Below are 23,950 nucleotides of genomic sequence, written 5' to 3'. Positions count from 1 at the left end.
CGATTAATTAAACAAGAAATATTTTCTGATGTTGTACTAAACAATTTATGATACAGCTAGGAGACAAATAAATAAGTCACTAAGAGTATATAAAATAGGCTTATCACGATAATCTTGCTGTTATCTTAATCAGTGCAATGTGCTTTTTTAATATTGATTCTGACCTTGTGAGAATTTGTGTTAGAATCACCACGTTTATTAAACTATTCAGGTGAGGTGCTTCTGAATACGCCGTCACAGCTATCATTACCACTATCTCTGCCCGATGATGAGACATTCGATAGCTTTTATGCAGGGGAAAACGCGTCGTTAGTCGCGGCAATTCGAACCGCCATTCATCAATCACATGGCAGTTATATCTATTTCTGGTCTCGTGACGGAGGTGGAAAGAGCCATTTATTACATGCGGCTTGTGCTGAGCTTTCACTAAAAGGCGATGCTGTTGGTTATGTTCCTCTTGATAAACGCGCCTATTTTGTTCCCGATGTTCTTGAAGGCATGGAGCATTTATCCTTAGTTTGTATTGATAATGTGCAATGTATTGCAGGTGATGAAGAGTGGGAACTCGCCTTATTTAATCTTTATAACCGCGTTTTAGAGCATGGGCGAACCTGTTTATTAATTACAGGGGATAGGCCACCTCGCCAAATAGAGCTACAACTTCCTGATTTAGCATCTCGCCTTGATTGGGGGCAAATCTACCGCCTGCAACCTTTAAGTGATGAAGAAAAAATTCAAGCTCTACAATTAAGAGCAAAACTTCGCGGGTTTGAATTACCTGAAGATGTCGGGCGTTTTGTATTAAAACGTTTGGACAGAAAAATGCGCACCTTATTTGAAATGCTTGATGAGCTTGATCACGCCTCTATTGTTGCTCAACGTAAACTGACCATCCCATTTGTGAAAGATATTCTCAAACTTTAAATTGCCTCACTCATCTTATTCGGTGAGGCTAATAATCTAAATCCTATCTCTATTTCTCAAATCTAATATCTATTGAAGGTAACAATTCTTGTTTTTTTAAACCGTGATATTTCTATTTTCTCTGATAAAAAAGGATAAAAAAACCGCTTGTCTTTATACAAGGCAAGCGGTGAGAGACACAAATAATAAAGGAGGAGGGTTAAATAATTAGTTTGCTTCTACTACTTTGGCTTTCTTCTGAGGGACCAGTAAGAAAATCAGATAAAGTGCAGTGATTGCAACGGTGTAGCCTGTGAAGATTAACCAGAATGATTTCCAATCAACCGCGCCATTAGTGGTATATAAGTCAATCACCCAGCCACTTAACATTGCACCTAAATAAGTACCGAAACCGTTCACTAAGGTCATAAACATACCTTGTGCTGTTGAACGATATTGTAATGGGATCTCTTTTTCTAAGAACAGTGAACCAGAGATATTAAAGAAGTCGAATGCACAACCATACACAATCATTGATAACAATAAGACGATTTGACCTAATGATGTGTAGTCACCATAAGCAAAGAAACCGAAACGTAAGATCCAAGCAATCATACTAAATAAAACGATAGTTTCGATTCTTACACGTTTTAATAGCAGTGGTAGGAACAGAATAAATACGACTTCTGAAATCTGTGAAATAGATAAGAACACAGAAGGATAACGTGCAAAGAATGAATCATCTGCATTTGGAGACTGTGCAATATCTTGTAGGAATGGCACACCAAATGTATTAGTAATTTGCAGTACAGATCCTAACAATGTTGCAAAGAATAAGAAAACAACGACATTTTTCTTTTTAAATACTTGCAAGATATTAGTGATACTAAATGCCACTTCTTCGGCTTTTGTTTCGTTTTTATCAGCTGCTTTAGTTGCAGGTAAGAACATTGCAAATACAGCTAAAACAATAGAGGCGATCGCTGCAACAAAGAGCTGGTGGTAGCTATTACCTAAACCTAAGAAGCTAATCACCCACATGGCTGCAATAAAGCCGACAGTGCCGTAAACACGAATTTTAGGGAAATAGTTATTAGGCTCTAAATGCTTTTGTTCTAACAGTTCGAAAATGATGCTATTTGCCATTGAGATACTTGGCATAAAGAACAATAAATGTAATAGAGTTGCAAAGAATAGTGTGGTTACTGTTGTCATTTGCGACATTAGCACTAATGCTAATGCAGAAAAAATATGCAGGGTAATAAACACTAATTTACGGTTATTTATTTTATCTGCAATAAATCCCATGATGACGGGGGCGATAAGTGAGGCAAGTCCAAGAGCACTAAAAATAAGCCCAACATCACTACCTTTAAAATGCAGCTCTCCAAAGAGATACGAGGCAAATGTTACAAGCCAAGATCCCCATATAAAGAACTGGAGGAATGAGACAAGTTTTAATCTAAGTACGATATTCATCTGTTTTCCTATTAGCCTAGCAATCACCCGACACCAATAATGGTGATTGGTTAGTTTTAATTGCCCATAATGTTGGCTATAACGTTGTTTATTTCATATACATCTACAACTTCATTTCACACTGATTAATTGTCATCAAGTTAAAAAAACAACAATAAAAGAAGAGATAGAGTAAATAACAAATTGAAAGCTTATTGCTGTGTTGCAGTATTGTTTTAAATGTGTGTTTCTTGTTAATTTCTTTCTTGGATGATAATGAAAAAATATTTCGGCAAGAATTTATAGTTTATCAATTCTGCTATCATATTTTCTGATGCTCATGATATGTAGGAATGCATTTGTGTAAAGAGACATGAGTCACAATATAAATGAAACACGTGATTATTTTTTTCTCATAATCGTGAATTTATACGGTGTAGTGTGATCTCAATAAAAGTTTTCAAAAATGGCGGTTTCTTACTCATAAAAAATATGAAATTGAGATGAAAATTTTTGAAAGCATAAAGCGATAGGTTTTTTTCTATTGTGGAAATAAGAAACACTTCGCTAATTGTAATGTTTACAATTTAATAACATTTGATGATTGGCTTCTGATTTGAGAAAAGAGAGTAAACGGTTGCGAGATTAATAATGAAGTAGATAGAGAGAAGCCCATATATGTAATAACATAAACATGGGCTTTAATTTGGAAGATTAATTAAACAGTTCTTTCACTTGTTCTGGTGGGCGACCTAAACGGGCTTTATTACCTACAACCACAATAGGGCGTTCAATAAGTTTTGGGTTTTCATGCATTGCTTGAATTAATGCATCTTGCGATGTTTCATCAGCCAGTTTTAGCGTTTTATAAATTTCTTCTTTTGTACGCATTAATTCTCTTGCGTCATTAAAATCTAATGCTTTGAGCAGTACTTTAAGTTCCGCAACAGAAGGTGCTGTATCTAGATAGTGAATAACATTAGGCGTTATTTGCATTTCTTCTAGTAAATGTAAGGTTTCACGGCTTTTTGAACAGCGTGGATTGTGATAAATCGTCACTTTCTTGGTCATGTTGTCCCTTATTTAAATTGACTATCTCTTTGCTGAATTTTTCTTAATTGGTCTATACGAGCATCAAAACGAGCTTGATCGTTACTGCCTAATTTAACTTGTCGGCTTGCATCACCTAAATAACGAATTGCTGTTTCAAAGTCACCTCTTAGGGCCAAATCTTCTGCATAAGCGGCTAATTCATGAGCTCTATCACCTTGCTTAGCTGAATTTTCTGCCATTAATTGCCAACCAATAGGATCGTTTGGATTATCAAAGGTATAACGATAAAGCAGGCGGTTAGCTTCGTTATATTGCTTATTATGCATATATGAATTAGCTAAGTTGGCAATAAGAACATTGTCATTGGGCCTTTGTTTCAATGCATGTTGTAATCTTGCAACCGCATCGCCAGCACGGTTTTGTTCTAAATCGATATCCGTCATGGCATCAATTAACCAAATATTATTCGGCTCTTTTTCTAACATCGGAGTAAGCAGTTTTCTTGCGTCATCAAATTTACGATCACGAGAATAGATCAGTATTAACGCATAATTAGCCGCTGATTGTTCAAGAGCGGTGCCTTGCTTAAACTGATCAAGTATCGTTTGTAATGCATTCTCGGATGTTGGATTTTTCGTTAGCATGGTTAATACACGCATTTTGGCAAACAGAAAATCAGCTGACTGTGGGATCTGTCGAGCTGGAAATTGGCTTGCTCGGCTTCTTGCATCGGATAATCGGCTATCTGGCAAGGGGTGCGTTAATAGCATTTCTGGCGGTTTAGAGCTATATCGTACTTGGTCAGCAAGAATTTGCATAAAGTCAGGCATCCCTTTGGGATCAAACCCTGCACGATAGAGTGTTTGTATTCCGATACGATCTGCTTCTTGCTCGTTCATTTGCGTGAATGTGATCATATTTTGTTGCATACCTGCCATGCTTCCCGTAAAGGTCGCAAGGCCTGCATTCGGATTCGCCATAAATATCAGAATAGAACCTAATACCCCCGCAAGAGCAAGAGGCGTTGTTTTAGCCTGATCTTCAAGCATTCGTGCTAAATGTCGTTGAGTAACATGTGTGATTTCGTGAGCCATAACAGAGGCTAATTCACTTTCTGTTCGGCTATATCGAAAGAGCGCGGAATGCAAAACAATGTTTCCCCCAAAATAAGCAAAGGCGTTAATATTGGGGTTGTTAACTAAATAAAAGTGAAAAGGGGTTTTGACCGAACTGGCGTTAGAGACGAGTTTTTGTCCTAAATTATTAATATAGTTAGAAAGTAATGGGTCAAAAACTAATGGTGCACTATTTCGCAGTTGGCGAGTATAGTAATCACCCATAGCGATTTCTTGATTGATGCTTAATGTTGAACCTGCAGTGGTTCCCATATCAGGTAAAGAGTCTTCAATATCAATCGCAGCCTGAGCGGGTACTACTGATGTTGATAGCAACGCAGAAACAAGAAGCGCGACTAATGGTTTTTTAAGTCTGAGTTTCATACAACTGTATCCTGATAGCTATCTTAACGAAAAATTAATAATTAATGATGTATGATAGCAAAACCTAACGTAAAATCTGTCAAAAGATTATTGCTTATGTAAATGAATACATACAGCTCTATTATTCTGATTATTATAAAGGATCTTTATTTTCATGCTGGACTTGCTTGTTCAATGGTACAAACGCCGATTTGCTGATCCACAAGTTATCGCCCTTGTGGTCATTTTGATTGCCGGCTTTTCAATTCTGTATTTTTTCAGTGGCATACTAGCTCCTTTATTAGTGGCAATTGTGCTTGCTTATCTTTTAGAGTGGCCAACTCATTTACTCGAGAAATTAGGATGCGCCCGTATATGGGCAGTATCGATAATTCTGACACTCTTTATTGGTATTAGTGCCATTGTAATTTTGATTTTAGCGCCGACGGTGTGGCAACAGGGGATGACACTGATTTCAGATATCCCAAATATGATCAATAAGTTCAATGCATTTGCGCAGGAATTACCGGATCGTTTCCCCGCATTAATGGATGCAGGTATTGTTGATATGATGGCAGAAAACTTACGCAGTAAGTTCTCAACGGTGGCTGAATCTGTATTAAAAGTGTCTTTAGCTTCGTTAATCGGAATTATTACACTGTCGATTTATCTTATTCTTGTGCCTTTAATGACGTTCTTCTTACTTAAAGATAAGCAACAGATGCTTAATGCAGTTCGCCGTGTTTTACCAAAAAACAGAATATTGGCAGCTCAAGTTTGGATTGAAGTTAACCAGCAAATTACCAATTATATTCGGGGTAAAGTAACCGAAATGATAATTGTGGGTGTTTTCACTTATTTTGTATTTGCTTTCTTCGACTTACGCTACTCTGTATTACTTGCTGTTATCGTCGGTGTTTCTGTTTTAGTCCCTTATGTTGGTGCTGTTTTAGCAACGATCCCCGTTATTGTGATTGCATTATCTCAGTGGGGATTAGGTTCTGATTTCTGGGCGTTATTTATTGCTTATCTTGTTGTTCAAGGGTTGGATAGTAATTTATTAGTGCCAATTTTGTACTCTGAAGCCGTAAATATGCACCCTTTAGTCATTATTTTGTCAGTGATTATATTCGGTGGAATGTGGGGATTTTGGGGTGTTTTCTTTGCTATACCATTAGCAACGCTGATAAAAGCAGTATTGCATGCATTACCTGATGAAATTGCGAATGAGCAATATATAAAGAAAAGCTAAGTACCGCCTTGAATGTATTAACAAAAAATAAATAAAAAAACAGACAGTGCAAACTGTCTGTTATCTTATCAATTCAAAGCATTTATTATGGATGCTGAGCGAGATATTCGAGAACGACTTGATGGTGATTACTGGTTTTAAAGTTATCAAATACGTGTTCGATAACACCATTTTTATCAATTAAGAAGGTTGTACGATGAATGCCATCATAAGTTTTCCCCATAAATTGCTTTTCTCCCCAGATACCAAACTCTTCTGCAATCTTATGATCTTCATCTGAAAGCAACGTGAAATTTAACATCTCTTTTTCAGCGAAACGGGAAAGTTTTTCTGATTTATCTGTGCTGATGCCGAGTACTTCAACTTTAGCTTTTTTTAGTGCATCCATTTCATCACGTAAGCCACAAGCTTGAGTAGTACAACCCGGTGTCATTGCTTTAGGGTAAAAATAAACGAGCACACGTTGGCCAGCGAAATCAGATAAATTAATTGTTTCTCCATCTTGGTCGGGCAGACTGAATTGAGGCGCCTTTTCACCGGCTTTTAATGGGTTCATTAGGTCATTCTCCATTTTTACTGTTTCATCATCAGACTATTTACGATACTTATTGTGCCTTGAGCGTTCAGCTCTGTACATAATTGATTAAATTTCTCATTAATAACAAGACCATGATCATCTAATGGATTATGCGCCGTAATTTGTATTTCTAAACGGGCAGGTGAACCATCTTCCGATGGGTGTGTTTTAGATATTAATTCAGCAAGATTAAAATTATGTTGGCTAAATAGATTAGTAAAGCGTTCTACAATACCGGGCGCATCTTCAATATCAACTTTTGCTGCGATTGTTGAAGGATAGGTAATCGGTGCACCATTGGTGGTTCTTTTCATTACGGTCAATAAATCCAGTTCCGCACTTTTAATGGGCAACAACGCTTCTAATTGTGCGATAGCGTTCCAGCCACCTGAAAGTAGCATGATAAACGTAAACTCTTGACCAAACATCGCAAGTCGGCTGTCCTCGATATTACATCCGCATTGGCTGACTAATTGTGTAATGGTATCAACAATACCAGGACGGTCAGCACCTAATGCAGTAATGACGAGAAAATGTTTATCAGGTATGGGCAAAATAAGGTTCCTTTTGACTTTCAGTTTATTCTTAACAGGTAAACACAAATTTCGATTTCTGCCAAGATCTCAGGCTCACTATCTTCAATTATTATATCTCTTTAATTCATATCAAAGAATATTAGCAAATTTCATTAGAAACCTAGAGTTAAGTAGTTTTCAATAGAGCAATGAATGAGTACCATTGAATATACGTCTATCTCGGAGCAATGATTATGGTGAATAACGAATTTAATTTTACAGGCAGTATGGTGGCATTGGTTACACCAATGGACGCAAAAGGCAATGTTGACCGGGTTAGTTTACGTAAATTAGTTGACTATCATGTTAATGCAGGTAGTGCTGCAATAGTTTCTGTTGGTACAACAGGAGAATCTGCAACATTAAGTCATGACGAGCATGTTGATGTCGTTCTAATGACATTAGATATGGCTGATGGACGTATTCCTGTTATTGCTGGTACTGGTGCTAATGCAACATCTGAAGCAGTTTGGTTTACACAACAGTTTGAAAATAAAGGTATTGCAGGTTGTTTAAGTGTCACGCCTTATTATAATAAACCTTCACAAGAAGGATTATATCAGCACTTTAAAGCGATTTCTGAAAGCACAGCATTACCACAAATCCTGTATAATGTACCGGGTCGTACTGGATGCGATTTATTGCCTGTAACAGTTGCACGTTTAGCCAAGTTGGATAATATTGTGGCAATTAAAGAGGCGACAGGGAACTTAAGTCGTGTTAGTCAAATCCAAGAGTTGGTTAATGATGATAGTTTTATCTTATTAAGTGGCGATGACGCATCATCATTAGACTTTATGCAACTTGGCGGTCATGGTGTTATTTCGGTTACTGCTAACGTTGCTGCGTCAGAGATGGTAGAATTATGTCGATTAGCAAATGCAGGTGAGTTTGCAAAAGCACGTGAACTTAATCGACGTCTGATGGACTTACATCATCAGTTATTTGTTGAACCTAATCCAATCCCAGCTAAATGGGCGTGTCAACGTATTGGATTGATTGAAGACGCCACATTGCGCTTACCTATGACTCCGTTGACATCATCAGGTCAGCAAATTGTTGAGAAAGCGCTGTTAACAGCGGGAATACTGTAAAACTTAGGGAATTTTAATGGCAACACTATTGCATAAATCAAAGATTATGAAAGTCGCGGGTCTGTCGCTGGTGGTTTTACTGGCAGCCTGTTCAAGTGATCAGCGCTATAAACGTCAGGTCAGTGGTGATGAGTCTTATTTAGAGACGGCAGGGCTAAAGAATTTAGCGATTCCGGCGGGTATGGTGTTGCCTTTGCAAAATGGGGAATATGACATTCCAACCCCTAAAAAAACTGAACCTGTTGGTTTAGCGCTTGATATTCGTCCACCAACTCAAGCACTGAATCTGTTAAGTGGTTCACGCAGTGAAAATAATGCAGATAACAGCCGTTTGTTATTACCAAATTCACCTGAAAACACAACACTGTATGAGCAAGTTAGTTCTATCTTAAAAGAGAAAGGTGTTGCGATTGTCAAAAGTGATGCTGGGCAAAAAGAGATCCACACTGATTGGATCACATGGTTACGCGCAGATGAAAACGTACCTTTCCAAACACGTCAGCGTTTAGTGATTGCTCAGTCAGGTAATGTTATTTCGTTAACAGTGACTAACGAAGGTTTACGCCAAGGCGAAACTGAGATAACTGATCCGGCTGAAGTGAAGCGTTACAATATTTTAATGCTTAACGAATTGGTTGACGGCTTAAATCGTATGCGTAATTTAAGCGAAAATACGGCAAGCAGTAGCTTACAAGGTATTATTGATGTCCAAAGTGGCAGTGATAATGCGGGTCTTCCAGTGATTATCGTTCGTGCACCATTTGATGTGGTTTGGGATAGATTACCTATCGCATTAGAAAGTGTTGGTATGAAGATGGGCGATCGTACACGTTCTAAAGGTTCAATTGAAGTAACTTATAAAGGAATGAGCAGTGCGAACTGGAGTGCGTTAGGTGTTGATAGACCAACTGTTGAAGAAGCGGATTATAAATTACAAGTCGGCGATTTAAATAACCGCAGTAGTTTACAATTTATCAGTGATAAAGGTAAACCATTAACACAATCACAAAATGATCAAATGGTTGCTGCACTGAAAGCTGCTTTCAGTAAACCAGTTAAATAAGCATTATTTTTTAAAGATATGATAAGCCGCACAATAAACATTGTGCGGCTTTTTTATGATCTTAACTTAATTGTATTAATCTAAATTAAAATTTATTTATAAAAAGCTATCAAACTAAACATCATTAATTGAATGCTCTTTTAATGATAGGATTTAATTTAAATTTATTAATAATATTAATCTTAATGCAATACGCTTAAATTTATGCAATATTGCGTCAATTCTTATTCTTAAATAAAAATAACAAAGCATTCTCTGACTATATGAAGGGGTATTTATGAGTGCAGGTGATATGATTATTCACTTGATATTAAGTGGGATACTTATTGTAGGTGTTTATCAATTTTATTTTTTTACTCAACGATATACATTAAGAGAAGTGAAAATTATTAATTCACCAATTGATGAAAAAATTCCTTTTTGGCCATGGTGGTCATGGATCTATAGCTTTTTATATTATCCTGCAATTTTATATCTCAACTGGATCATTCAAGACTCAAGACAATTTATTATGATTGTTTTTAGTTATATTGTTTTGTTAGTCATGCAAATGTTTTTCTTTGTTGTGTTCCCAGTTGCAACCCCTGCACATTGGCGTACCTTAAACCCAGGAAAAACAGCGTCAGAGAAATTTCTTAAGTTTGTTCAGTATTTTGATGATTCCTCAAATTGCTTCCCTAGTATGCATGTTTCCGTTGCAACACTCACTGCATGCCTTGCTTATGCAACATTAGGGCCTTGGGTTTTCTTATTCCCATTATTTATTGCACTATCTTGCATGTTCACGAAGCAACATTACTTAATTGACTTACCTGCTGGTGCTTTATTAGGTTGGTTTGCTTATGAGATCTACTGTTACATTATTTAATTAAAGCATGATGTTATTAAGAGATAACATGAGCCTTTTTAAATATAAAAATAGATTAGAGATAATCATTAAAACTTGTTGATGCTAACACTGATAACCAGATTAAATTTCAATAAAAAGAAATTAATCTGGTTTTTTTATTATTGATTACTCAAAATAAATGTAATGTGAAACAGAACTAATACTTACTAAGAATATCATCTGAAAATAGAAATAATGGAGTGATATAATCTATAATTATTCTTATTCTGACTTTTTATTTTTTATATATTCTGATTTTATCAAGCGATTTTTGATTGGCGATTATAACTTTCGTTATCAGTGTAATTATTCAATAGAATTAATTGAAATATGGTTTCTAATAACAAAGATTATTTTTAATAAAAAAACGTTATGAACTCTGGATTAAAGGCGAGATTTTTTAGTGATAGTACTCACGTTTTAAAAGCTTTTTTGTCTGATCTAGAGTAGAGTATGGGAAGCAAATTTCTTGTTAAACCTATCACATCTTTGGAGTGTGTCAGATGCAGAAAAAAGCTGAGTTGTATCGTGGAAAAGCCAAAACGGTCTATGCCACTGAATCTTCTGATTTTCTTATCCTTGAATTCAGAAATGATACATCAGCGTTAGATGGCCAACGTATTGAACAGTTTGATCGTAAAGGCATGGTAAATAACAAATTTAACCATTTCATTATGAATAAACTGGAAGAAGCGGGTATCCCAACGCAGATGGAACGTTTGCTTTCTGATAATGAAGTGCTAGTAAAAAAACTCGATATGGTACCTGTTGAATGCGTTATCCGTAATCGTGCTGCGGGATCATTAGTCAAACGTTTAGGTATCGAAGAAGGTACACTTTTAAACCCACCAATCTTTGATTTGTTCTTAAAAGATGATGCTCGTCATGATCCTATGGTCAATGAATCTTACTGTGAAACTTTTGATTGGGTGTCTAAAGAAAACCTCGCAGAAATGAAACGTTTGAGCTATAAAGCAAACGATGTCCTTAGCGAACTCTTTGATAAAGCAGGACTTATTTTAGTCGATTTTAAACTTGAGTTTGGTCTATTTCGCGGCAAAGTTGTATTAGGTGATGAGTTCTCTCCTGATGGTAGCCGTCTATGGGATAAAAATACCTTAGATAAAATGGATAAAGACCGTTTCCGTCAAAGCTTAGGCGGATTAATAGAAGCATACGAAGAAGTTGCACGTCGAATCGGTGTTTCTTTAGACTAAATACGCAAACGATTACGTCAAGTTAAATAAGATGTAATTAGAAAAGGTCAGCTTAAAAGCTGACCTTTTGTCTTAAATGGGGCGTATTAAGTAGAATGCATTAAACAAGTAACTATAGCGATAGCTTAATTGAATGACGTTTAATAATAAGAAAATTTATCGTAATTCTAAGCTTTCTAATAATTGTTTAATTTCTTTATTAAGCGCAAGGCTATCAATATATTGGTTAATCAATGGTGTAGGTTGGATAAATGCATACTTGCACAAAAATATAAGGAAATAACCCACATACACATCAACGGCTGTCAGATTTTTACCACAAAGATAAGGTTTAGCGCTGGCTAAGCCCGCTTCTAAGCAATGAAAAGCGCGTTCAAATGAACCAAAACCAGATGATTTTTGTTGCTCTTCATTAAGGTCAATATCAAGCTCTTTTACGGTGAATGCCGCTTCAATAGGGCCTGCGGTAAAAAAGAACCAACGATAATAAGCAGCGCGCTCAGGTGAATTAAGGGCGGGAGCAAATTCTTTCTCAATAAACTTATCTGCTAAATAAGCACAAATTGCGGCTGTCTCTGTAACGACGATTTCACCATCAACTAATGCCGGAACTTTTGCCATCGGATTAATAGCAAGATATTCAGGGGTACGCATTGGTTCGCCATATTCTAATTCAACACGCTGATAAGGCACATCTAACATTTTTAAGAAAAGCTCAGCGGTGTTACCACGAGACATTGCATTAGTATAAAGAATAAGTTCACTCATAATGTTTCCTTACTGTGTTGATTAATATGATGTTATTTAAACTGAAATAGCTAAGCTAAGAACAGTAAGGAAGATATTACTCAAACTGTGTGTCAATTTTTGTCAGGAGTCTCTTTCAATATCTCTTTTTTCCAACGTGAGAATAAATAGCTTTTAGGATAAGGCAAATTATCACTTAATACTTCATAAGAGATAATTCTATCGAGCCTAAAATGGCGATAGCTTTGGCGTAATTCACACCATGCAGCAATAACCTGAGAATCCTGAAAATAACCCACGGCAATAGGCCAAATAATCCGAGTGCTTAGTTTTTTTTGGGCATCCTGATAATCTATTTTTGCTTTCTTTTCTTCGCGTAAACTAAAACGCATATCTTTAGCAATAGCATGGTCTACTTCAATAATTCGGTTAGTAGGAACAAACAATGTATTTTGTTCAAGCAAGGTTTGATGCTGTGCCGTTACCACGGCATTGATTTTATTAATTGCCCGTAATGCCGAGTGACTTAATTCTTTATCTGTATGACTTTCTACCCAACGTAAGCCCAAAATAAGCGCTTCAAGTTCATTAATATCAAAGGTTAATGGTGGCAGAAGTAAGCCTGATTTTAGTTGATAACCTATACCTGCTTCACCCGTGATTACAGCACCTTGATTACGCAAAGATTCGATATCACGATAAATAGATCTGACACTAATTTGCAACTTATCTGCCAGCGTTTCTGCCGTTATCGGATAGCGATTTTCTTTTAAAATCTGCAATAAAGTGAGTAAACGTTGAGTTCGAGTCATTAAATTATCTATTTATTAGTGAAGAAAAAACACAAGGGTAAGAAATAAGAATTCTATTATGAAATGATTAGGATGTGTTGAGTTATTTTCTCTAATAGTCTCTATTATCTTGTTCTCAAAAAATAGGGAATAGAGATTGCAATTTTTTGTTATTATCTCAAATCAAGTAACAAATTTGTTCATAATAAAGCTAAAGTCGTCTATTTAAACTGTGGGGATAAGTTATGCGTTGGAATGATCGCCGAAGAAGTGACAATGTTGAAGATAGAAGAGGGCAATCTTCCTCCGCATCAGGCGGTGGTAATCTCCCATTAGGATTAATTGCACTTTTATTACGCACTAAATACGGGTTTGTGGTTATTATTGTTTTAGTGATAGCCAGTTTTATGGGATTTGATCTTAACTCATTAACAGGTGAAACCAACCAAGCACCACAACGCAACGAACAACAAAGTGCCCTTTATAATGAAGCAGCAGATTTTAGTAGCGTTGTTTTAGCCAGTACGGAAGATTTTTGGCAAACTATTTTTGCACAAGCAGGCAAACAATATAGCTATCCAAAACTTGTGTTATATACCAATAGCACCACTACACAATGTGGCACTGGTACAAAAATAATGGGGCCTTTTTATTGCCCTGCGGATAGAAAAATTTATCTCGATCTCTCTTTTTATAATGAAATGAAACATAGCCTAGGTGGCGGCGGTGAATTTGCTCAAGGTTATGTGATTTCACACGAAGTCGGGCACCATGTTCAGCATTTATTAGGCATTACTAATCAAATGCGTGAAAAACAACAAATGGCACGCTCAAAAGCAGAAGCAAATCGTTTATCCGTAAAATTAGAACTGCAAGCAGATTGTTTTGCTGGAATGTGGGGACACTTTATTGCAGGTGAAGGTCGTATTGATGAAAGCGATTTATTAACCGCGATTAAAACGGCGCAAGCGATCGGCGATGACAAATTACAGAAACAGCAACAAGGCTATGTTGTGCCTGATAGTTTTACACACGGTACCGCAGAACAGCGTAAGACTTGGTTTATGCGTGGCTATAACAGTGGCAATATCAAATCTTGCGATACATTTGCTTCTTCGTCTTTGAACTAATACCATTCGTCAATAAATAAAATACAATTAACGCTATAAAGAGAAAGGCTTAGGAACAAACATGAGTAATGTTGATCCCTCACTATTAATTTTGCTGGTTCTCGCCGGACTTGGCATTATTAGTCATAATATGACTGTAACGTTAGCAATGCTTGCTTTGCTAGTGATTAAAATCACGCCTCTAAATCAATATTTTCCTGTTGTTGAAAAATATGGCATGACTATCGGGATCTTAATTCTGACCATTGGGGTAATGACACCCATTGCAACAGGGCGTATTTCAGGGCAAGAAGTGCTTAACTCATTTTTAAACTGGAGATCATTGTTAGCGATTGCAATAGGTATCGCGGTTTCTTGGTTAGGCGCACGAGGTGTTTCTTTAATGAATAACCAGCCTTCAACAGTTGCCGGCTTATTAGTAGGAACCGTCATTGGTGTCGCACTTTTCCGAGGCGTGCCTGTTGGACCATTAATTGCAGCCGGTATTCTTTCATTGTTAATCGGTAAATCCTAGCTGTGCCAGTTTCCTATTTACATCAATATCAGCAAAAGTTAGCCCAATTAGGGCAACGTCAGTTACTGCTATTAGCGGGTGATCCTATATGGCAAATGACGCAGATCCAGCAAATTACTCAATTATGCCAAGGAGACTGGGTCAAAATTTCTTCCAATCAACCTCATGCTATTTTGCCTGAACAAGCTATTCGTCTGCTGGGGCGTGAGTTTCTACATGCTGTTTTTGATGCCAATGAGGAATTTAATACTGATGCTTTAGCCATGTTAACAGGCACATTAAAAGCAGGTAGTTTATTGATTTTGTGTCTACCTGATATTGAAAACTGGGAGAGTTATATCGATAACGATAGTCAGCGCTGGAATGATGCTCAGGGCATACTTTCGACTCCAAATTTTATGGCATGGCTAAAAAATATTACTTTAGGTGATGTTCAAGTGATTGTCTGGCAACAATCAACGCCATTTCGATTACCGACATTGAGTGAAAAAACTAAGCTTTGGGCGCTTCCACAAGGTAAACCAACCGCAGAGCAGCAAGCGATTTTAGATAGTTTACTCTCATCGACATCCGGTGTTTGGAGTGTTATTGCACCAAGAGGCAGAGGAAAGTCAGCGCTGGCGGGAATGTTTATCGAACAATATCAGGGAAATGTACTGGTATGTGCGCCAGCTAAAAATAGTACAGATGTTTTATCTTCACATACCAATAAAGTCATTTCATTTTATTCTCCAGATAATTTATTAGCGCTATGTATAAATAACGAAATTCAAAGTGATTGGCTGATTATTGATGAGGCTGCTTCTTTACCTATTGCACAACTAGAAGCGTTGTGTGGTTATTTTCCTCATGTATTAATGACAACCACAGTGCAAGGTTATGAGGGAACAGGGCGCGGTTTTATGCTGAAGTTAGGAGATAACATTCCTAATTTGCGTACACTTCAATTACAAACACCTATTCGTTGGGCTAAAGATTGCCCATTAGAAAATTGGCTTAATCAATTGCTATTGCTTGATGAGCCTGAGTATGATTTTGAACGCCAGCAACAAGGTGAGGTCGATATCCACCAGCTCCAAGGAAATTGGCACAATAACATTTCACAACTACATGATTTTTATCAATTACTTACTAGTGCGCATTATCGAACAACGCCACTTGATCTACGACGTTTACTTGATGGTCAAAAGCAGCGTTATTGGTCAGCATCCATTAATAAAAAACTCGTGGGTGCTGTGTGGTGTATTGAAGAAGGAGGATTGCCTTTTGAACTGGCTCATGATGTCTGGCTAGGGACTCGTAGGCCTAGAGGTAATCTAGTTGCTCAATCATTAGTCACTTATGGTCTAACACCTGATGCAATGTGTTTGAATTCATTGCGTATTAGTCGCATTGCTGTTTTGCCTCAATATCGACGTCAAAAAATTGCCGCAACTTTAATTGCTAATATTGTAAAAGAGAGCCAAAAACAGACTATTGATTATCTTTCTGTGAGCTTTGGTTACACCGAAGTGTTGGCGCAGTTTTGGATGCAATGTGGCTTTCAAATAGTACGGTTAGGAGTACATAAAGAGGCGAGCAGTGGATGCTATGCCGCAATGGCGATTTATCCATTAACAGAAAAAGGCAAACAGTTATTGCACTCTTCTTTACGTGCTTTTGCTTTGCAATATCCGCAGATAGAACAGCAAACGAAACTCTGTTTAGCGGATAAGTTAATACCACGTCCTATTGCTACGCCACAAGACGACTGGTTAATGATGGCGGGTTTTGCATTTGCTCATCGGCCAGCCCTTACTGCTTATGAGAGTGTTGCTAACTTTTTGGTAGGTTATGAGCAACACTACCCGTTATTAGTGGCTTTTTTTGTAGACAATAAATCAGTTGAGCAGTGTGTGGCTGAGTTTTCTTTATTAGGAAAAAAAGTCTTAACTAAGCAATTAAGAGAGCAATGCGCGCAATTAATGGCTGAAAAAGATGCACAGTTAACATCGCGTTATCAACAGTGGTTAGCTACTTATTCTCATCCTTCTTGTTTTGATTTTGTTTAGGCCAATCATCTTCATCATCCCATTTATCATTAAAATCACGATGTGGCGGTAACTTTCGCTTATTTTTAAGAAATTGCTTGGGATCGATTTTGTTCATATCTTTAATAGCGTTAATAATAATTCCTACTAAAAGAATTAAAATTACCCACCAATAGTCAGCAAGCCAGTGCATAAATAAGCCTTATATTTTAAAATTGTTGTTGAGAATGAGGATCTTTTTTATTTACTCTATAAAATAACGCAATAAAGCATGAGTTGGAAAAGCACAGCATGAAACGGATATTATTGATTATAGCAGGTTGGTTATGTGTGGGATTAGCCACATTAGGGGTTATTTTACCTGTATTACCCACTACACCTTTCTTATTACTAGCCACATGGTGTTTTTCTCGTTCGTCAAAGCGTTTCCATTATTGGTTACTTTATCGCTCTTGGTTTGGCCCTTATTTACGATATTGGCAAACTTATCGCGCTATGCCTAAAGGGGCAAAACCTAAAGCCATCTTAGTGATCTTAATTACCTTTGCGATTTCTCTATGGTTAGTGTCTATGCTTTGGGTCAGAATATTATTGCTAATAATCTTAGTGTGTTTGTTGATATTTATGTGGAGACTTCCTGTTAATGATCAACAAGAAGCTCCATGTGAAAAATAACGTTATTCAGGCAAAACAATGTAACGTGCAAATATTTCATCAAGATTAGCTAATAGCCACTGTTTACCATAAATATTTTCTTCTTCTAACACCGATTTTAGAATATCAGGTGTGTAAGCAAGCGAAGCTTCATGAGAAAGAGGCCAGTAACTGATATGCCAAGGCTCGTAAGCAATATCGCTCTCTTTATGAGTAAAAGGGCGATAAAAATCATACGCTGACATATTCTCCGTTAACCATTCATTAAGCTCTGCAAAATAGCCACCTTCTTCGTATTCCCAAGGTTCTAATTGTAATGATTGACCTTCAGGTAAGCGAAAAGGATCGTAAATATCAATCTCAGTACCCCAATGATGGCGACTTGCACCGGGCAACGCCGACCATTTTAAAATAGCGAGACAGCGTTCACTTTCTGATAATGCATGAATATCCATTGGTTGACTCTGTGCATCTAAAACAGGACGACTGCCTTCAAACTTTCCATTCCATATCGCTAATTGGCGGTTAAAATCACGAAAAGAGCTAGCTGGCATTAATTTAAAGCCCGCTTTTGTGGCTTGTTGCTGTAACGCTAAAAAAGCTTTAGTGGCATTAAATTGTAAGCGATGCTGACCGGATAAAGTGACTAAATGGTCGGTAGAACGGCCCGTTAGCATTAAAGGCGTTATCATAAAATAAGTTGCTCCATAACCCGCTGATAAATTCGGCTAAGTTGTTGTAAATCGGCTGCATTAACACACTCATTAACTTTATGGATTGTTGCATTAACGGGGCCTAATTCGACAACTTGTGCTCCCATTTGGGCAATAAATCTACCATCAGAAGTGCCTCCGCTGGTGGAGAGTTCTGGCTCTAAATTGGTGTAATGCTTAACTGAGTAGCGTACTGCTTCAAGTAACTTGCCTTGTCCAGTAATAAAAGGCTGACCAGATAACGACCATTCTAATTGGTAGCGAAGTTGGTGCTTTTGTAATAACGCTTCTGTACGTTGACGAATTTCCTCATCTGTAATTGCGGTACTAAAGCGGAAATTAAATTGAATAAACAGCTCACCGGGGATCACATTATTACTGCCTGTACCTGCATGAATATTGGCAATTTGCATTGTGGTGGCTGGGAAAAATTCGTTGCCTTCATCCCAAACGGTATTAACAAGTTCTTGGATAAAAGGAGAGGCAAGATGAATAGGATTTTCTGCAAGGTGAGGATAAGCGACATGACCTTGCACACCTTGAATAATTAAATTTGCTGTTATTGAGCCTCGACGACCATTTTTTACCATATCACCTAAATGATGTTGGCTTGAAGGCTCACCCACAAGGCAATAATCAAGGCGTTCGCCTCGTGACATTAATGATTGTACGACCTTAACCGTACCATCTGCGGCTTTAGCTTCTTCATCTGATGTAATTAAAAAAGCGAGTCGCCCACGGTGATCAGGATAAGAGCGAACAAAGCGCTCAGCTGCTACAATCATGGCGGCAAGCGAACCTTTCATATCTGCCGCTCCGCGCCCATATAACATACCATCACGAATAGACGGTTCAAAAGGTGGATTATCCCATAAATTAGGATCACCTGTTGGTACAACATCAGTATGGCCAGCAAAAGCCAGCGTTTCACCTTCACCACCACGACAAGCCCAGAGATTTTCAGTTTCACCAAAAGGCATTCTTTCAATAGTAAAACCAAGAGGGGCAAGCCTATCAATAATCAATTGCTGACAACCTTGATCATCAGGGCTGATTGATGGACGCGAAATCAGTTGTTGTGCAAGCTCAATAACAGGACAGGACATAAAAATTAGGCTCCTGTAAAGGTCGAATAATCATTGGTATCAAAACCAACAATAAAACGGTTGTCAGATGATACAAGAATAGGACGTTTAATAATGGCTGGTTTATCTAACATAAGTGAAATTGCTGAGGTAACATCAGTGATTGTGTTCTTTTCTTCATCGGATAATTGACGCCAAGTTGTTCCTCTTTTATTCACAAGTGTCTGCCAATCTAAATTTTCTGTAAAGGTGCGTAATAATGCTTCCGTCAAACCCTCTTTGCGGTAATCATGAAACGCGTAAGGAATATGATTATCATCTAACCATTTACGCGCTTTTTTGATGGTATCGCAATTTTTTATGCCGTACATGGTATATGTCAGGTTTGTCGTGGACATGATATTTTCCTTATATGACAATACGTAATATTAGTATTGATGTGAATGAGTGTTATACAATTCCAAAATAACAGCTTTTGTTGTAGTGAAAAATCCTATTTACATTATAAAATATATCGGATATTAAACTGTCACGTTAGTGTAACGAATTGTGTAGCGTAGAGTAATACAAATACGAATAAAGATTTCCGTTGGTAAAAGAAAATATGAAAAGTATTTCACTGAGTCTTATATTGCTTTTACTCTCTTCTTTTAGCTGGGCAGACGAAGAAAAAAACAGTTCAAAAGTTGATGAGTATAAAATAGCCTTAGAGGCCTTTTTTAACAGTGATTATTTATTGTGTTTGGGCGAAGGGAAATGGCCTGTGTACAGCAATGAAGATGATGCACCATGGGTATTAGAAAGAATGCATGCATTAGTCGAAGCCGGATTGATTGAACAAACCGCAAATGGAGAAGAGTGGGTGTTCAATCTTAGTGAAAAAGGGCGCAAAGCTTGGCAACCTTATCAAGACTTCTGTTATGGTCATCTTTTCATTAGTCAGATAAAAGAAATTCAGCCAATAGGCTCAGGTAAAAGTAAAATTTATTTCTATTATGGAGTGAAAGGTATTCCTTCATGGGCAACCAATGAAGAAATACAATCTGCTTTTAGCGAACTTGATATTGTGATTAATGGGATAAATCGAGAGCTGTATCAGTTAAATATCGAAAAATTACCTGATAACCATTTTAAAGTATTGAGTTATCCAGTACCTATTGAGTAATAAATGACTTGATATAGTCTTAAATGGAATATTAAAACGATATATCTTATTACCCCGACCGAGTGTCGGGGTAAAACGTTTAGTACTGATGCTTAATAAGAATAAGACTGGCAGCTAAACGAGAAGTGACTTGCAGTTTCTTTAAAATATTACGAATGTGAACTTTCACTGTTTCTTCAGAAATAAATAAATTCTCAGCAATTTGCTTATTTTTCATTCCAGCAGACACTTCATGAAGAACATCCAATTCTCTTTTAGTCAACGCTGAAAGTGGATCAGAATAGTTTTGCCTAAGCTGAATATATTGCCACACTCGCTCGCTATAAACTGGATGCCCAACAGCTGCTTTGCGTAGGCTAAGTAATAGCATGTCTAACTCACACTCTTTTAAAAGATAACCGTTTGCGCCTGCATCCAACGCAGCATAAACATCATTACGTGAATCAGAAACGGATAAAACAAGAACATAAGATGTTAAACCAGAGCGACGAAGTGTTCGAATAATATCAATACCTGAACGCCCTTGTAGATTTAAATCCATCATAATTAAGTCTGGATTCAATTGTTTTGCAGCGGTTACAGCCTCTTGAGCATTGCCACTTTCGCTTACTACGACAAAATCCTTGTCTTTTTCTAACAATAGCCGTAATCCATATCTCATGATAGGGTGATCATCCACTATCATAATTGAGTAGCTAGGCATAACCCCTCTCCCTAAAAAAAATAATAATGTGTGTAATCTTTCCAATAGCAGAAAATAAAAAAGTAAATTCCAAATGAGGAATAAAAATTAGAATCAGACATCTTATTAAAAGAATAAGAAAATAAAATTGACGGTTGGCAATATTACACCAATTATTGTTACGGGTAAAAAAGAAAATAACCAAAAAGACTAACAAAAAATCCAATTCTATAAAATCTTTATAGTTACAATGGGTTGTGCAGGGATGGGGCTATTTTAAAAATAATCAACAAGTGAAAATAGTTATTGTTTTTTTAAACTATATAAAAAATTTAATTATTTTAAATGTTAATTTAATATCTGGTAAATAATAAACAAATATTGTCTTTTTTCTGTTCGAGTTTATTACACAGATGAAATTAAATAGTGTTAATAATATACCTATAATTAGGTATTAATTGTTTATAATGGATCTCGTTTACTAATTTGAAAAAAGTGTCGGAGCCGTCATGATTTAACGCTCCATTACCATTATACTAACGAAGCCCTTACTCTATTGATACAAAGGATATGAAGATGGAAGACAAATTAAAACAAAGCGCTCTAGATTTTCATGAATTTCCCGTACCAGGCAAAATCACAGTAACACCGACAAAACCACTCATAACTCAGCGTGATTTAGCATTAGCTTATTCACCGGGTGTCGCCGCTCCTTGTTTAGAAATTGCAGCCGACCCTCTTGCCGCTTATCGCTACACAGCCAAAGGCAACCTTGTCGCGGTGATTTCAAATGGTACTGCGGTACTTGGACTTGGAAATATCGGTGCCTTAGCGGGTAAGCCTGTGATGGAAGGTAAAGGCGTTTTATTTAAGAAGTTTTCTGGCGTTGATGTTTTTGACATCGAAGTTAATGAGACAGATCCTGATAAACTCGTTGATATTATTGCGTCATTAGAGCCAACATTTGGTGGTATTAACCTCGAAGACATTAAAGCACCAGAGTGTTTCTATATTGAGAAAAAACTGCGTGAAAAAATGAACATTCCTGTATTCCATGATGATCAGCATGGCACAGCGATTATTTCTACAGCAGCCGTTCTCAATGGCTTACGTATTATTAAAAAAGAGATCAGCAAAGTAAAATTAGTGGTATCAGGAGCCGGTGCCGCATCTATTGCATGTATGAACTTATTGGTTGCTTTAGGGCTAACACGCGAAAACATCACTGTATGTGACTCTAAAGGGGTTATCTACCGAGGTCGTGAAGCCAATATGGCAGAAACCAAAGCAGCTTATGCGATTGAAGATAACGGTACTCGTACATTAGATGATGTTATTAATAATGCCGACATCTTTTTAGGTTGTTCAGGACCAGGCGTGTTAACGCAAGAAATGGTCAAAAAAATGGCACGCGACCCACTTATTCTCGCGCTTGCAAATCCAGAGCCTGAAATTTTACCACCGCTAGCAAAAGCAGTACGTTCAGATGCGATTATCTGCACAGGACGTTCTGACTACCCAAATCAGGTTAATAACGTATTGTGTTTCCCATTCATCTTCCGTGGCGCATTAGATGTTGGTGCGACTACAATTAATGAGGAAATGAAACTCGCCTGTGTTCATGCTATTGCAGAATTAGCGTTAGCAGAACAAAACGAAGAAGTTGCTTCTGCTTATGGTGATCAGGAACTCTCTTTTGGCCCTGAATACATTATTCCAAAACCATTTGATCCACGTTTGATTGTAAAAATTGCGCCAGCAGTTGCAAAAGCAGCGATGGATTCTGGTGTTGCGACACGTCCAATTGAAGACTTCTCTGCTTATATCGAACACCTTAATGAGTTTGTTTATAAAACAAACTTATTTATGAAACCTATTTTCTCTCAAGCGAAAAAAGAGAAAAAACGTATTGTGTTAGCAGAAGGGGAAGAAAACCGCGTACTACATGCAACACAAGAGCTAGTAACATTAGGGTTAGCCACACCAATCTTAATTGGTCGCCCTAGTGTGATTGAAATGCGTATTCAGAAATTGGGTTTACATATTAAAGCTGGTAGAGACTTTGAAGTGGTGAATAATGAAAACGATCCACGTTTCAAAGAGTACTGGCAAGAATATCACCAAATTATGAAACGTCGTGGTGTATCACAAGAGCAAGCTCGCCGTGCAATGATTGGTAATCCAACACTGATTGGTGCCATTATGGTTCGCCGAGGTGAAGCGGATGGCCTGATTTGCGGTACAGTAGGTAGCTATTCTGAACATTTTGAAATTTACAAAAATGTGTTCGGCTTACGTGAAGGAATGGAAACGGCTGGCGCAATGAACGCACTGTTATTGCCAAGTGGTAACACCTTTATTACAGACACTTACGTTAATGAAGATCCAACCGCAGAACAACTAGCCGATATTACGATTATGGCTGCTGATACTATCCGTCGCTTTGGTATTGAGCCAAAAGCAGCGCTGGTTTCTCGTTCAAGCTTTGGCTCATTCGATAGCCCATCTTCAATCAAACTCAGAAAAGCATTAGAGATAATCAAACAACGCGCGCCTGAATTAGAAATTGATGGTGAAATGCACGCAGATGCGGCATTAGTAGAATCTATTCGTCGTGACGTGATGCCAGATAGTCCATTAAAAGGCTCTGCAAACCTGTTAGTTATGCCAACAATGGAAGCCGCACGTATTAGCTATAACTTATTGCGTGTAACTAGCTCTGATGGTGTAACAGTAGGACCAGTGTTAATGGGTGTTGCTAAACCTGCTCACATCTTGACGCCAATTGCGTCAGTACGTCGTATCGTGAATATGGTGGCATTAGCTGTTGTTGAAGCTCAGGCACAATCTCAAAATTAATTTTTACTAATTAGATAGTTC

General features: G+C 37.4%; 24 protein-coding genes. 12 read left to right on the top strand and 12 right to left on the bottom strand.

Features of this window, described 5'->3' with window-relative positions; genetic code table 11:
- Nucleotides 1-216: 216 nt before the first annotated feature.
- Nucleotides 217-924: a DnaA inactivator Hda gene (hda, locus tag C0T34_RS02365; RefSeq protein ID WP_006533048.1), complete on the top strand. Its 708-nt coding sequence runs from the start codon at nucleotides 217-219 to the stop codon at nucleotides 922-924.
- Nucleotides 925-1,131: 207 nt separating this feature from the next.
- Here hda and C0T34_RS02360 read toward each other — a convergent pair whose 3' ends face one another.
- The 3 genes from C0T34_RS02360 to C0T34_RS02350 all read right to left on the bottom strand — a co-directional run bounded on the left by C0T34_RS02360 (nucleotide 1,132) and on the right by C0T34_RS02350 (nucleotide 4,913).
- A complete protein-coding gene (locus C0T34_RS02360) occupies nucleotides 1,132-2,382 on the bottom strand; it encodes an MFS transporter (protein WP_098942492.1) in 1,251 nt (416 codons plus the stop codon).
- Between the two features lie 693 nt (nucleotides 2,383-3,075).
- Nucleotides 3,076-3,432, bottom strand: a complete 357-nt coding sequence (gene arsC, locus C0T34_RS02355; RefSeq protein WP_109849651.1) for an arsenate reductase (glutaredoxin) — start codon at nucleotides 3,430-3,432, stop codon at nucleotides 3,076-3,078.
- 8 nt (nucleotides 3,433-3,440) lie between these two features.
- Nucleotides 3,441-4,913, bottom strand: coding sequence for a M48 family metallopeptidase (locus C0T34_RS02350; RefSeq protein WP_098942494.1), 1,473 nt, complete (start codon nucleotides 4,911-4,913; stop codon nucleotides 3,441-3,443).
- 154 nt (nucleotides 4,914-5,067) lie between these two features.
- Here C0T34_RS02350 and C0T34_RS02345 point away from each other — a divergent pair, with 154 nt between their 5' ends.
- Complete coding sequence (locus C0T34_RS02345; protein ID WP_098942495.1) at nucleotides 5,068-6,144, top strand: AI-2E family transporter; 1,077 nt, start codon at nucleotides 5,068-5,070, stop codon at nucleotides 6,142-6,144.
- Between the two features lie 85 nt (nucleotides 6,145-6,229).
- Here C0T34_RS02345 and bcp read toward each other — a convergent pair whose 3' ends face one another.
- Together bcp and C0T34_RS02335 are read right to left on the bottom strand one after the other, a co-directional pair.
- Nucleotides 6,230-6,700 (bottom strand): thioredoxin-dependent thiol peroxidase, encoded by a 471-nt coding sequence (bcp, locus tag C0T34_RS02340; RefSeq protein ID WP_088495299.1) that lies wholly within the window; start codon nucleotides 6,698-6,700, stop codon nucleotides 6,230-6,232.
- A gap of 17 nt (nucleotides 6,701-6,717) precedes the next feature.
- Nucleotides 6,718-7,275 carry a glycine cleavage system transcriptional repressor gene (locus C0T34_RS02335; protein WP_036912784.1) on the bottom strand — a complete coding sequence of 186 codons (558 nt, stop codon included), beginning with the start codon at nucleotides 7,273-7,275 and terminating at the stop codon, nucleotides 6,718-6,720.
- 215 nt (nucleotides 7,276-7,490) lie between these two features.
- On the opposite strand from C0T34_RS02335, the gene dapA reads away from it, so the two are divergent.
- The 4 genes from dapA to purC all read left to right on the top strand — a co-directional run bounded on the left by dapA (nucleotide 7,491) and on the right by purC (nucleotide 11,559).
- Nucleotides 7,491-8,390, top strand: a complete 900-nt coding sequence (dapA, locus tag C0T34_RS02330) for a 4-hydroxy-tetrahydrodipicolinate synthase (RefSeq protein WP_023581903.1) — start codon at nucleotides 7,491-7,493, stop codon at nucleotides 8,388-8,390.
- Between the two features lie 16 nt (nucleotides 8,391-8,406).
- The gene (gene bamC, locus C0T34_RS02325) at nucleotides 8,407-9,453 is read left to right on the top strand and encodes an outer membrane protein assembly factor BamC (RefSeq protein ID WP_098942496.1); all 1,047 of its coding nucleotides are present in this window, start codon (nucleotides 8,407-8,409) and stop codon (nucleotides 9,451-9,453) included.
- Nucleotides 9,454-9,730: 277 nt separating this feature from the next.
- Nucleotides 9,731-10,321: a phosphatase PAP2 family protein gene (locus C0T34_RS02320; protein ID WP_098942497.1), complete on the top strand. Its 591-nt coding sequence runs from the start codon at nucleotides 9,731-9,733 to the stop codon at nucleotides 10,319-10,321.
- 524 nt (nucleotides 10,322-10,845) lie between these two features.
- Complete coding sequence (gene purC, locus C0T34_RS02315; RefSeq protein WP_109849650.1) at nucleotides 10,846-11,559, top strand: phosphoribosylaminoimidazolesuccinocarboxamide synthase; 714 nt, start codon at nucleotides 10,846-10,848, stop codon at nucleotides 11,557-11,559.
- A 156-nt stretch (nucleotides 11,560-11,715) separates the two neighbouring features.
- Here the strand turns inward: purC and C0T34_RS02310 are convergent, their stop codons facing one another.
- Both C0T34_RS02310 and C0T34_RS02305 read right to left on the bottom strand, forming a co-directional pair.
- Nucleotides 11,716-12,327: a glutathione S-transferase family protein gene (locus C0T34_RS02310; RefSeq protein ID WP_098942499.1), complete on the bottom strand. Its 612-nt coding sequence runs from the start codon at nucleotides 12,325-12,327 to the stop codon at nucleotides 11,716-11,718.
- A 92-nt stretch (nucleotides 12,328-12,419) separates the two neighbouring features.
- Nucleotides 12,420-13,118, bottom strand: a complete 699-nt coding sequence (locus C0T34_RS02305) for a YafY family protein (protein ID WP_098942500.1) — start codon at nucleotides 13,116-13,118, stop codon at nucleotides 12,420-12,422.
- Nucleotides 13,119-13,342: 224 nt separating this feature from the next.
- Here C0T34_RS02305 and C0T34_RS02300 point away from each other — a divergent pair, with 224 nt between their 5' ends.
- The 3 genes from C0T34_RS02300 (at nucleotide 13,343) to C0T34_RS02290 (ending at nucleotide 16,792) form a co-directional block, all read left to right on the top strand.
- Nucleotides 13,343-14,227, top strand: coding sequence for a neutral zinc metallopeptidase (locus tag C0T34_RS02300; protein ID WP_098942501.1), 885 nt, complete (start codon nucleotides 13,343-13,345; stop codon nucleotides 14,225-14,227).
- A 61-nt stretch (nucleotides 14,228-14,288) separates the two neighbouring features.
- Nucleotides 14,289-14,741, top strand: a complete 453-nt coding sequence (locus C0T34_RS02295) for a DUF441 domain-containing protein (protein ID WP_098942502.1) — start codon at nucleotides 14,289-14,291, stop codon at nucleotides 14,739-14,741.
- A 2-nt stretch (nucleotides 14,742-14,743) separates the two neighbouring features.
- Nucleotides 14,744-16,792, top strand: coding sequence for a GNAT family N-acetyltransferase (locus C0T34_RS02290; protein ID WP_109849649.1), 2,049 nt, complete (start codon nucleotides 14,744-14,746; stop codon nucleotides 16,790-16,792).
- Here C0T34_RS02290 and C0T34_RS02285 read toward each other — a convergent pair.
- Entirely contained in the window at nucleotides 16,755-16,964 is a 210-nt protein-coding gene (locus C0T34_RS02285; protein ID WP_075671870.1) for a YpfN family protein, read from the bottom strand. The genes C0T34_RS02290 and C0T34_RS02285 overlap by 38 nt on opposite strands.
- 98 nt (nucleotides 16,965-17,062) lie before the next feature.
- On the opposite strand from C0T34_RS02285, the gene C0T34_RS02280 reads away from it, so the two are divergent.
- Nucleotides 17,063-17,446, top strand: coding sequence for a DUF454 family protein (locus C0T34_RS02280; RefSeq protein ID WP_098942505.1), 384 nt, complete (start codon nucleotides 17,063-17,065; stop codon nucleotides 17,444-17,446).
- 2 nt (nucleotides 17,447-17,448) lie between these two features.
- On the opposite strand, the gene C0T34_RS02275 is transcribed toward C0T34_RS02280, so the two are convergent.
- Genes C0T34_RS02275 through C0T34_RS02265 form a run of 3 tightly spaced genes read right to left on the bottom strand, consistent with a single transcriptional unit; the run spans nucleotide 17,449 to nucleotide 19,621 of the window.
- Nucleotides 17,449-18,117, bottom strand: a complete 669-nt coding sequence (locus tag C0T34_RS02275; RefSeq protein WP_109849648.1) for a M15 family metallopeptidase — start codon at nucleotides 18,115-18,117, stop codon at nucleotides 17,449-17,451.
- Nucleotides 18,114-19,244, bottom strand: coding sequence for a succinyl-diaminopimelate desuccinylase (gene dapE / locus C0T34_RS02270; RefSeq protein ID WP_098942507.1), 1,131 nt, complete (start codon nucleotides 19,242-19,244; stop codon nucleotides 18,114-18,116). The genes C0T34_RS02275 and dapE overlap by 4 nt, the downstream gene beginning before the upstream one ends.
- A 5-nt stretch (nucleotides 19,245-19,249) precedes the next feature.
- Nucleotides 19,250-19,621, bottom strand: coding sequence for an ArsC family reductase (locus C0T34_RS02265; RefSeq protein ID WP_098942508.1), 372 nt, complete (start codon nucleotides 19,619-19,621; stop codon nucleotides 19,250-19,252).
- Nucleotides 19,622-19,827: 206 nt separating this feature from the next.
- Between C0T34_RS02265 and C0T34_RS02260 the strand changes: the two genes are divergently transcribed.
- Nucleotides 19,828-20,388: a hypothetical protein gene (locus tag C0T34_RS02260; RefSeq protein WP_098942509.1), complete on the top strand. Its 561-nt coding sequence runs from the start codon at nucleotides 19,828-19,830 to the stop codon at nucleotides 20,386-20,388.
- Between the two features lie 79 nt (nucleotides 20,389-20,467).
- Here the strand turns inward: C0T34_RS02260 and C0T34_RS02255 are convergent, their stop codons facing one another.
- A complete protein-coding gene (locus C0T34_RS02255; RefSeq protein ID WP_069368881.1) occupies nucleotides 20,468-21,091 on the bottom strand; it encodes a response regulator in 624 nt (207 codons plus the stop codon).
- Between the two features lie 555 nt (nucleotides 21,092-21,646).
- On the opposite strand from C0T34_RS02255, the gene maeB reads away from it, so the two are divergent.
- Nucleotides 21,647-23,929: an NADP-dependent oxaloacetate-decarboxylating malate dehydrogenase gene (gene maeB / locus C0T34_RS02250; RefSeq protein ID WP_098942510.1), complete on the top strand. Its 2,283-nt coding sequence runs from the start codon at nucleotides 21,647-21,649 to the stop codon at nucleotides 23,927-23,929.
- Nucleotides 23,930-23,950: the final 21 nt, after the last annotated feature.

It is taken from the genome of Proteus sp. CA142267 (assembly GCF_003336825.1).
Taxonomy (GTDB): domain Bacteria; phylum Pseudomonadota; class Gammaproteobacteria; order Enterobacterales; family Enterobacteriaceae; genus Proteus; species Proteus terrae.
The sequence above is the reverse complement of the archived record's forward strand: the minus strand, read 5'-3'. Positions and strand labels throughout refer to the sequence as shown.

Excerpts from the sequence above, each read along its gene's own strand:
- maeB (WP_098942510.1), top strand. The coding sequence starts at position 21,647 with ATGGAAGACAAATTAAAACAAAGCGCTCTAGATTTTCATGAATTTCCC.
- C0T34_RS02275 (WP_109849648.1), bottom strand. The coding sequence starts at position 18,117 with ATGATAACGCCTTTAATGCTAACGGGCCGTTCTACCGACCATTTAGTC.
- C0T34_RS02320 (WP_098942497.1), top strand. The coding sequence starts at position 9,731 with ATGAGTGCAGGTGATATGATTATTCACTTGATATTAAGTGGGATACTT.
- C0T34_RS02360 (WP_098942492.1), bottom strand. The coding sequence starts at position 2,382 with ATGAATATCGTACTTAGATTAAAACTTGTCTCATTCCTCCAGTTCTTT.
- C0T34_RS02260 (WP_098942509.1), top strand. The coding sequence starts at position 19,828 with ATGAAAAGTATTTCACTGAGTCTTATATTGCTTTTACTCTCTTCTTTT.
- C0T34_RS02345 (WP_098942495.1), top strand. The coding sequence starts at position 5,068 with ATGCTGGACTTGCTTGTTCAATGGTACAAACGCCGATTTGCTGATCCA.
- dapA (WP_023581903.1), top strand. The coding sequence starts at position 7,491 with ATGGTGAATAACGAATTTAATTTTACAGGCAGTATGGTGGCATTGGTT.
- C0T34_RS02280 (WP_098942505.1), top strand. The coding sequence starts at position 17,063 with ATGAAACGGATATTATTGATTATAGCAGGTTGGTTATGTGTGGGATTA.
- C0T34_RS02305 (WP_098942500.1), bottom strand. The coding sequence starts at position 13,118 with ATGACTCGAACTCAACGTTTACTCACTTTATTGCAGATTTTAAAAGAA.
- C0T34_RS02310 (WP_098942499.1), bottom strand. The coding sequence starts at position 12,327 with ATGAGTGAACTTATTCTTTATACTAATGCAATGTCTCGTGGTAACACC.
- C0T34_RS02255 (WP_069368881.1), bottom strand. The coding sequence starts at position 21,091 with ATGCCTAGCTACTCAATTATGATAGTGGATGATCACCCTATCATGAGA.
- C0T34_RS02295 (WP_098942502.1), top strand. The coding sequence starts at position 14,289 with ATGAGTAATGTTGATCCCTCACTATTAATTTTGCTGGTTCTCGCCGGA.
- purC (WP_109849650.1), top strand. The coding sequence starts at position 10,846 with ATGCAGAAAAAAGCTGAGTTGTATCGTGGAAAAGCCAAAACGGTCTAT.
- bcp (WP_088495299.1), bottom strand. The coding sequence starts at position 6,700 with ATGAACCCATTAAAAGCCGGTGAAAAGGCGCCTCAATTCAGTCTGCCC.
- C0T34_RS02300 (WP_098942501.1), top strand. The coding sequence starts at position 13,343 with ATGCGTTGGAATGATCGCCGAAGAAGTGACAATGTTGAAGATAGAAGA.
- bamC (WP_098942496.1), top strand. The coding sequence starts at position 8,407 with ATGGCAACACTATTGCATAAATCAAAGATTATGAAAGTCGCGGGTCTG.
- C0T34_RS02285 (WP_075671870.1), bottom strand. The coding sequence starts at position 16,964 with ATGCACTGGCTTGCTGACTATTGGTGGGTAATTTTAATTCTTTTAGTA.
- arsC (WP_109849651.1), bottom strand. The coding sequence starts at position 3,432 with ATGACCAAGAAAGTGACGATTTATCACAATCCACGCTGTTCAAAAAGC.
- dapE (WP_098942507.1), bottom strand. The coding sequence starts at position 19,244 with ATGTCCTGTCCTGTTATTGAGCTTGCACAACAACTGATTTCGCGTCCA.
- C0T34_RS02265 (WP_098942508.1), bottom strand. The coding sequence starts at position 19,621 with ATGTCCACGACAAACCTGACATATACCATGTACGGCATAAAAAATTGC.
- C0T34_RS02350 (WP_098942494.1), bottom strand. The coding sequence starts at position 4,913 with ATGAAACTCAGACTTAAAAAACCATTAGTCGCGCTTCTTGTTTCTGCG.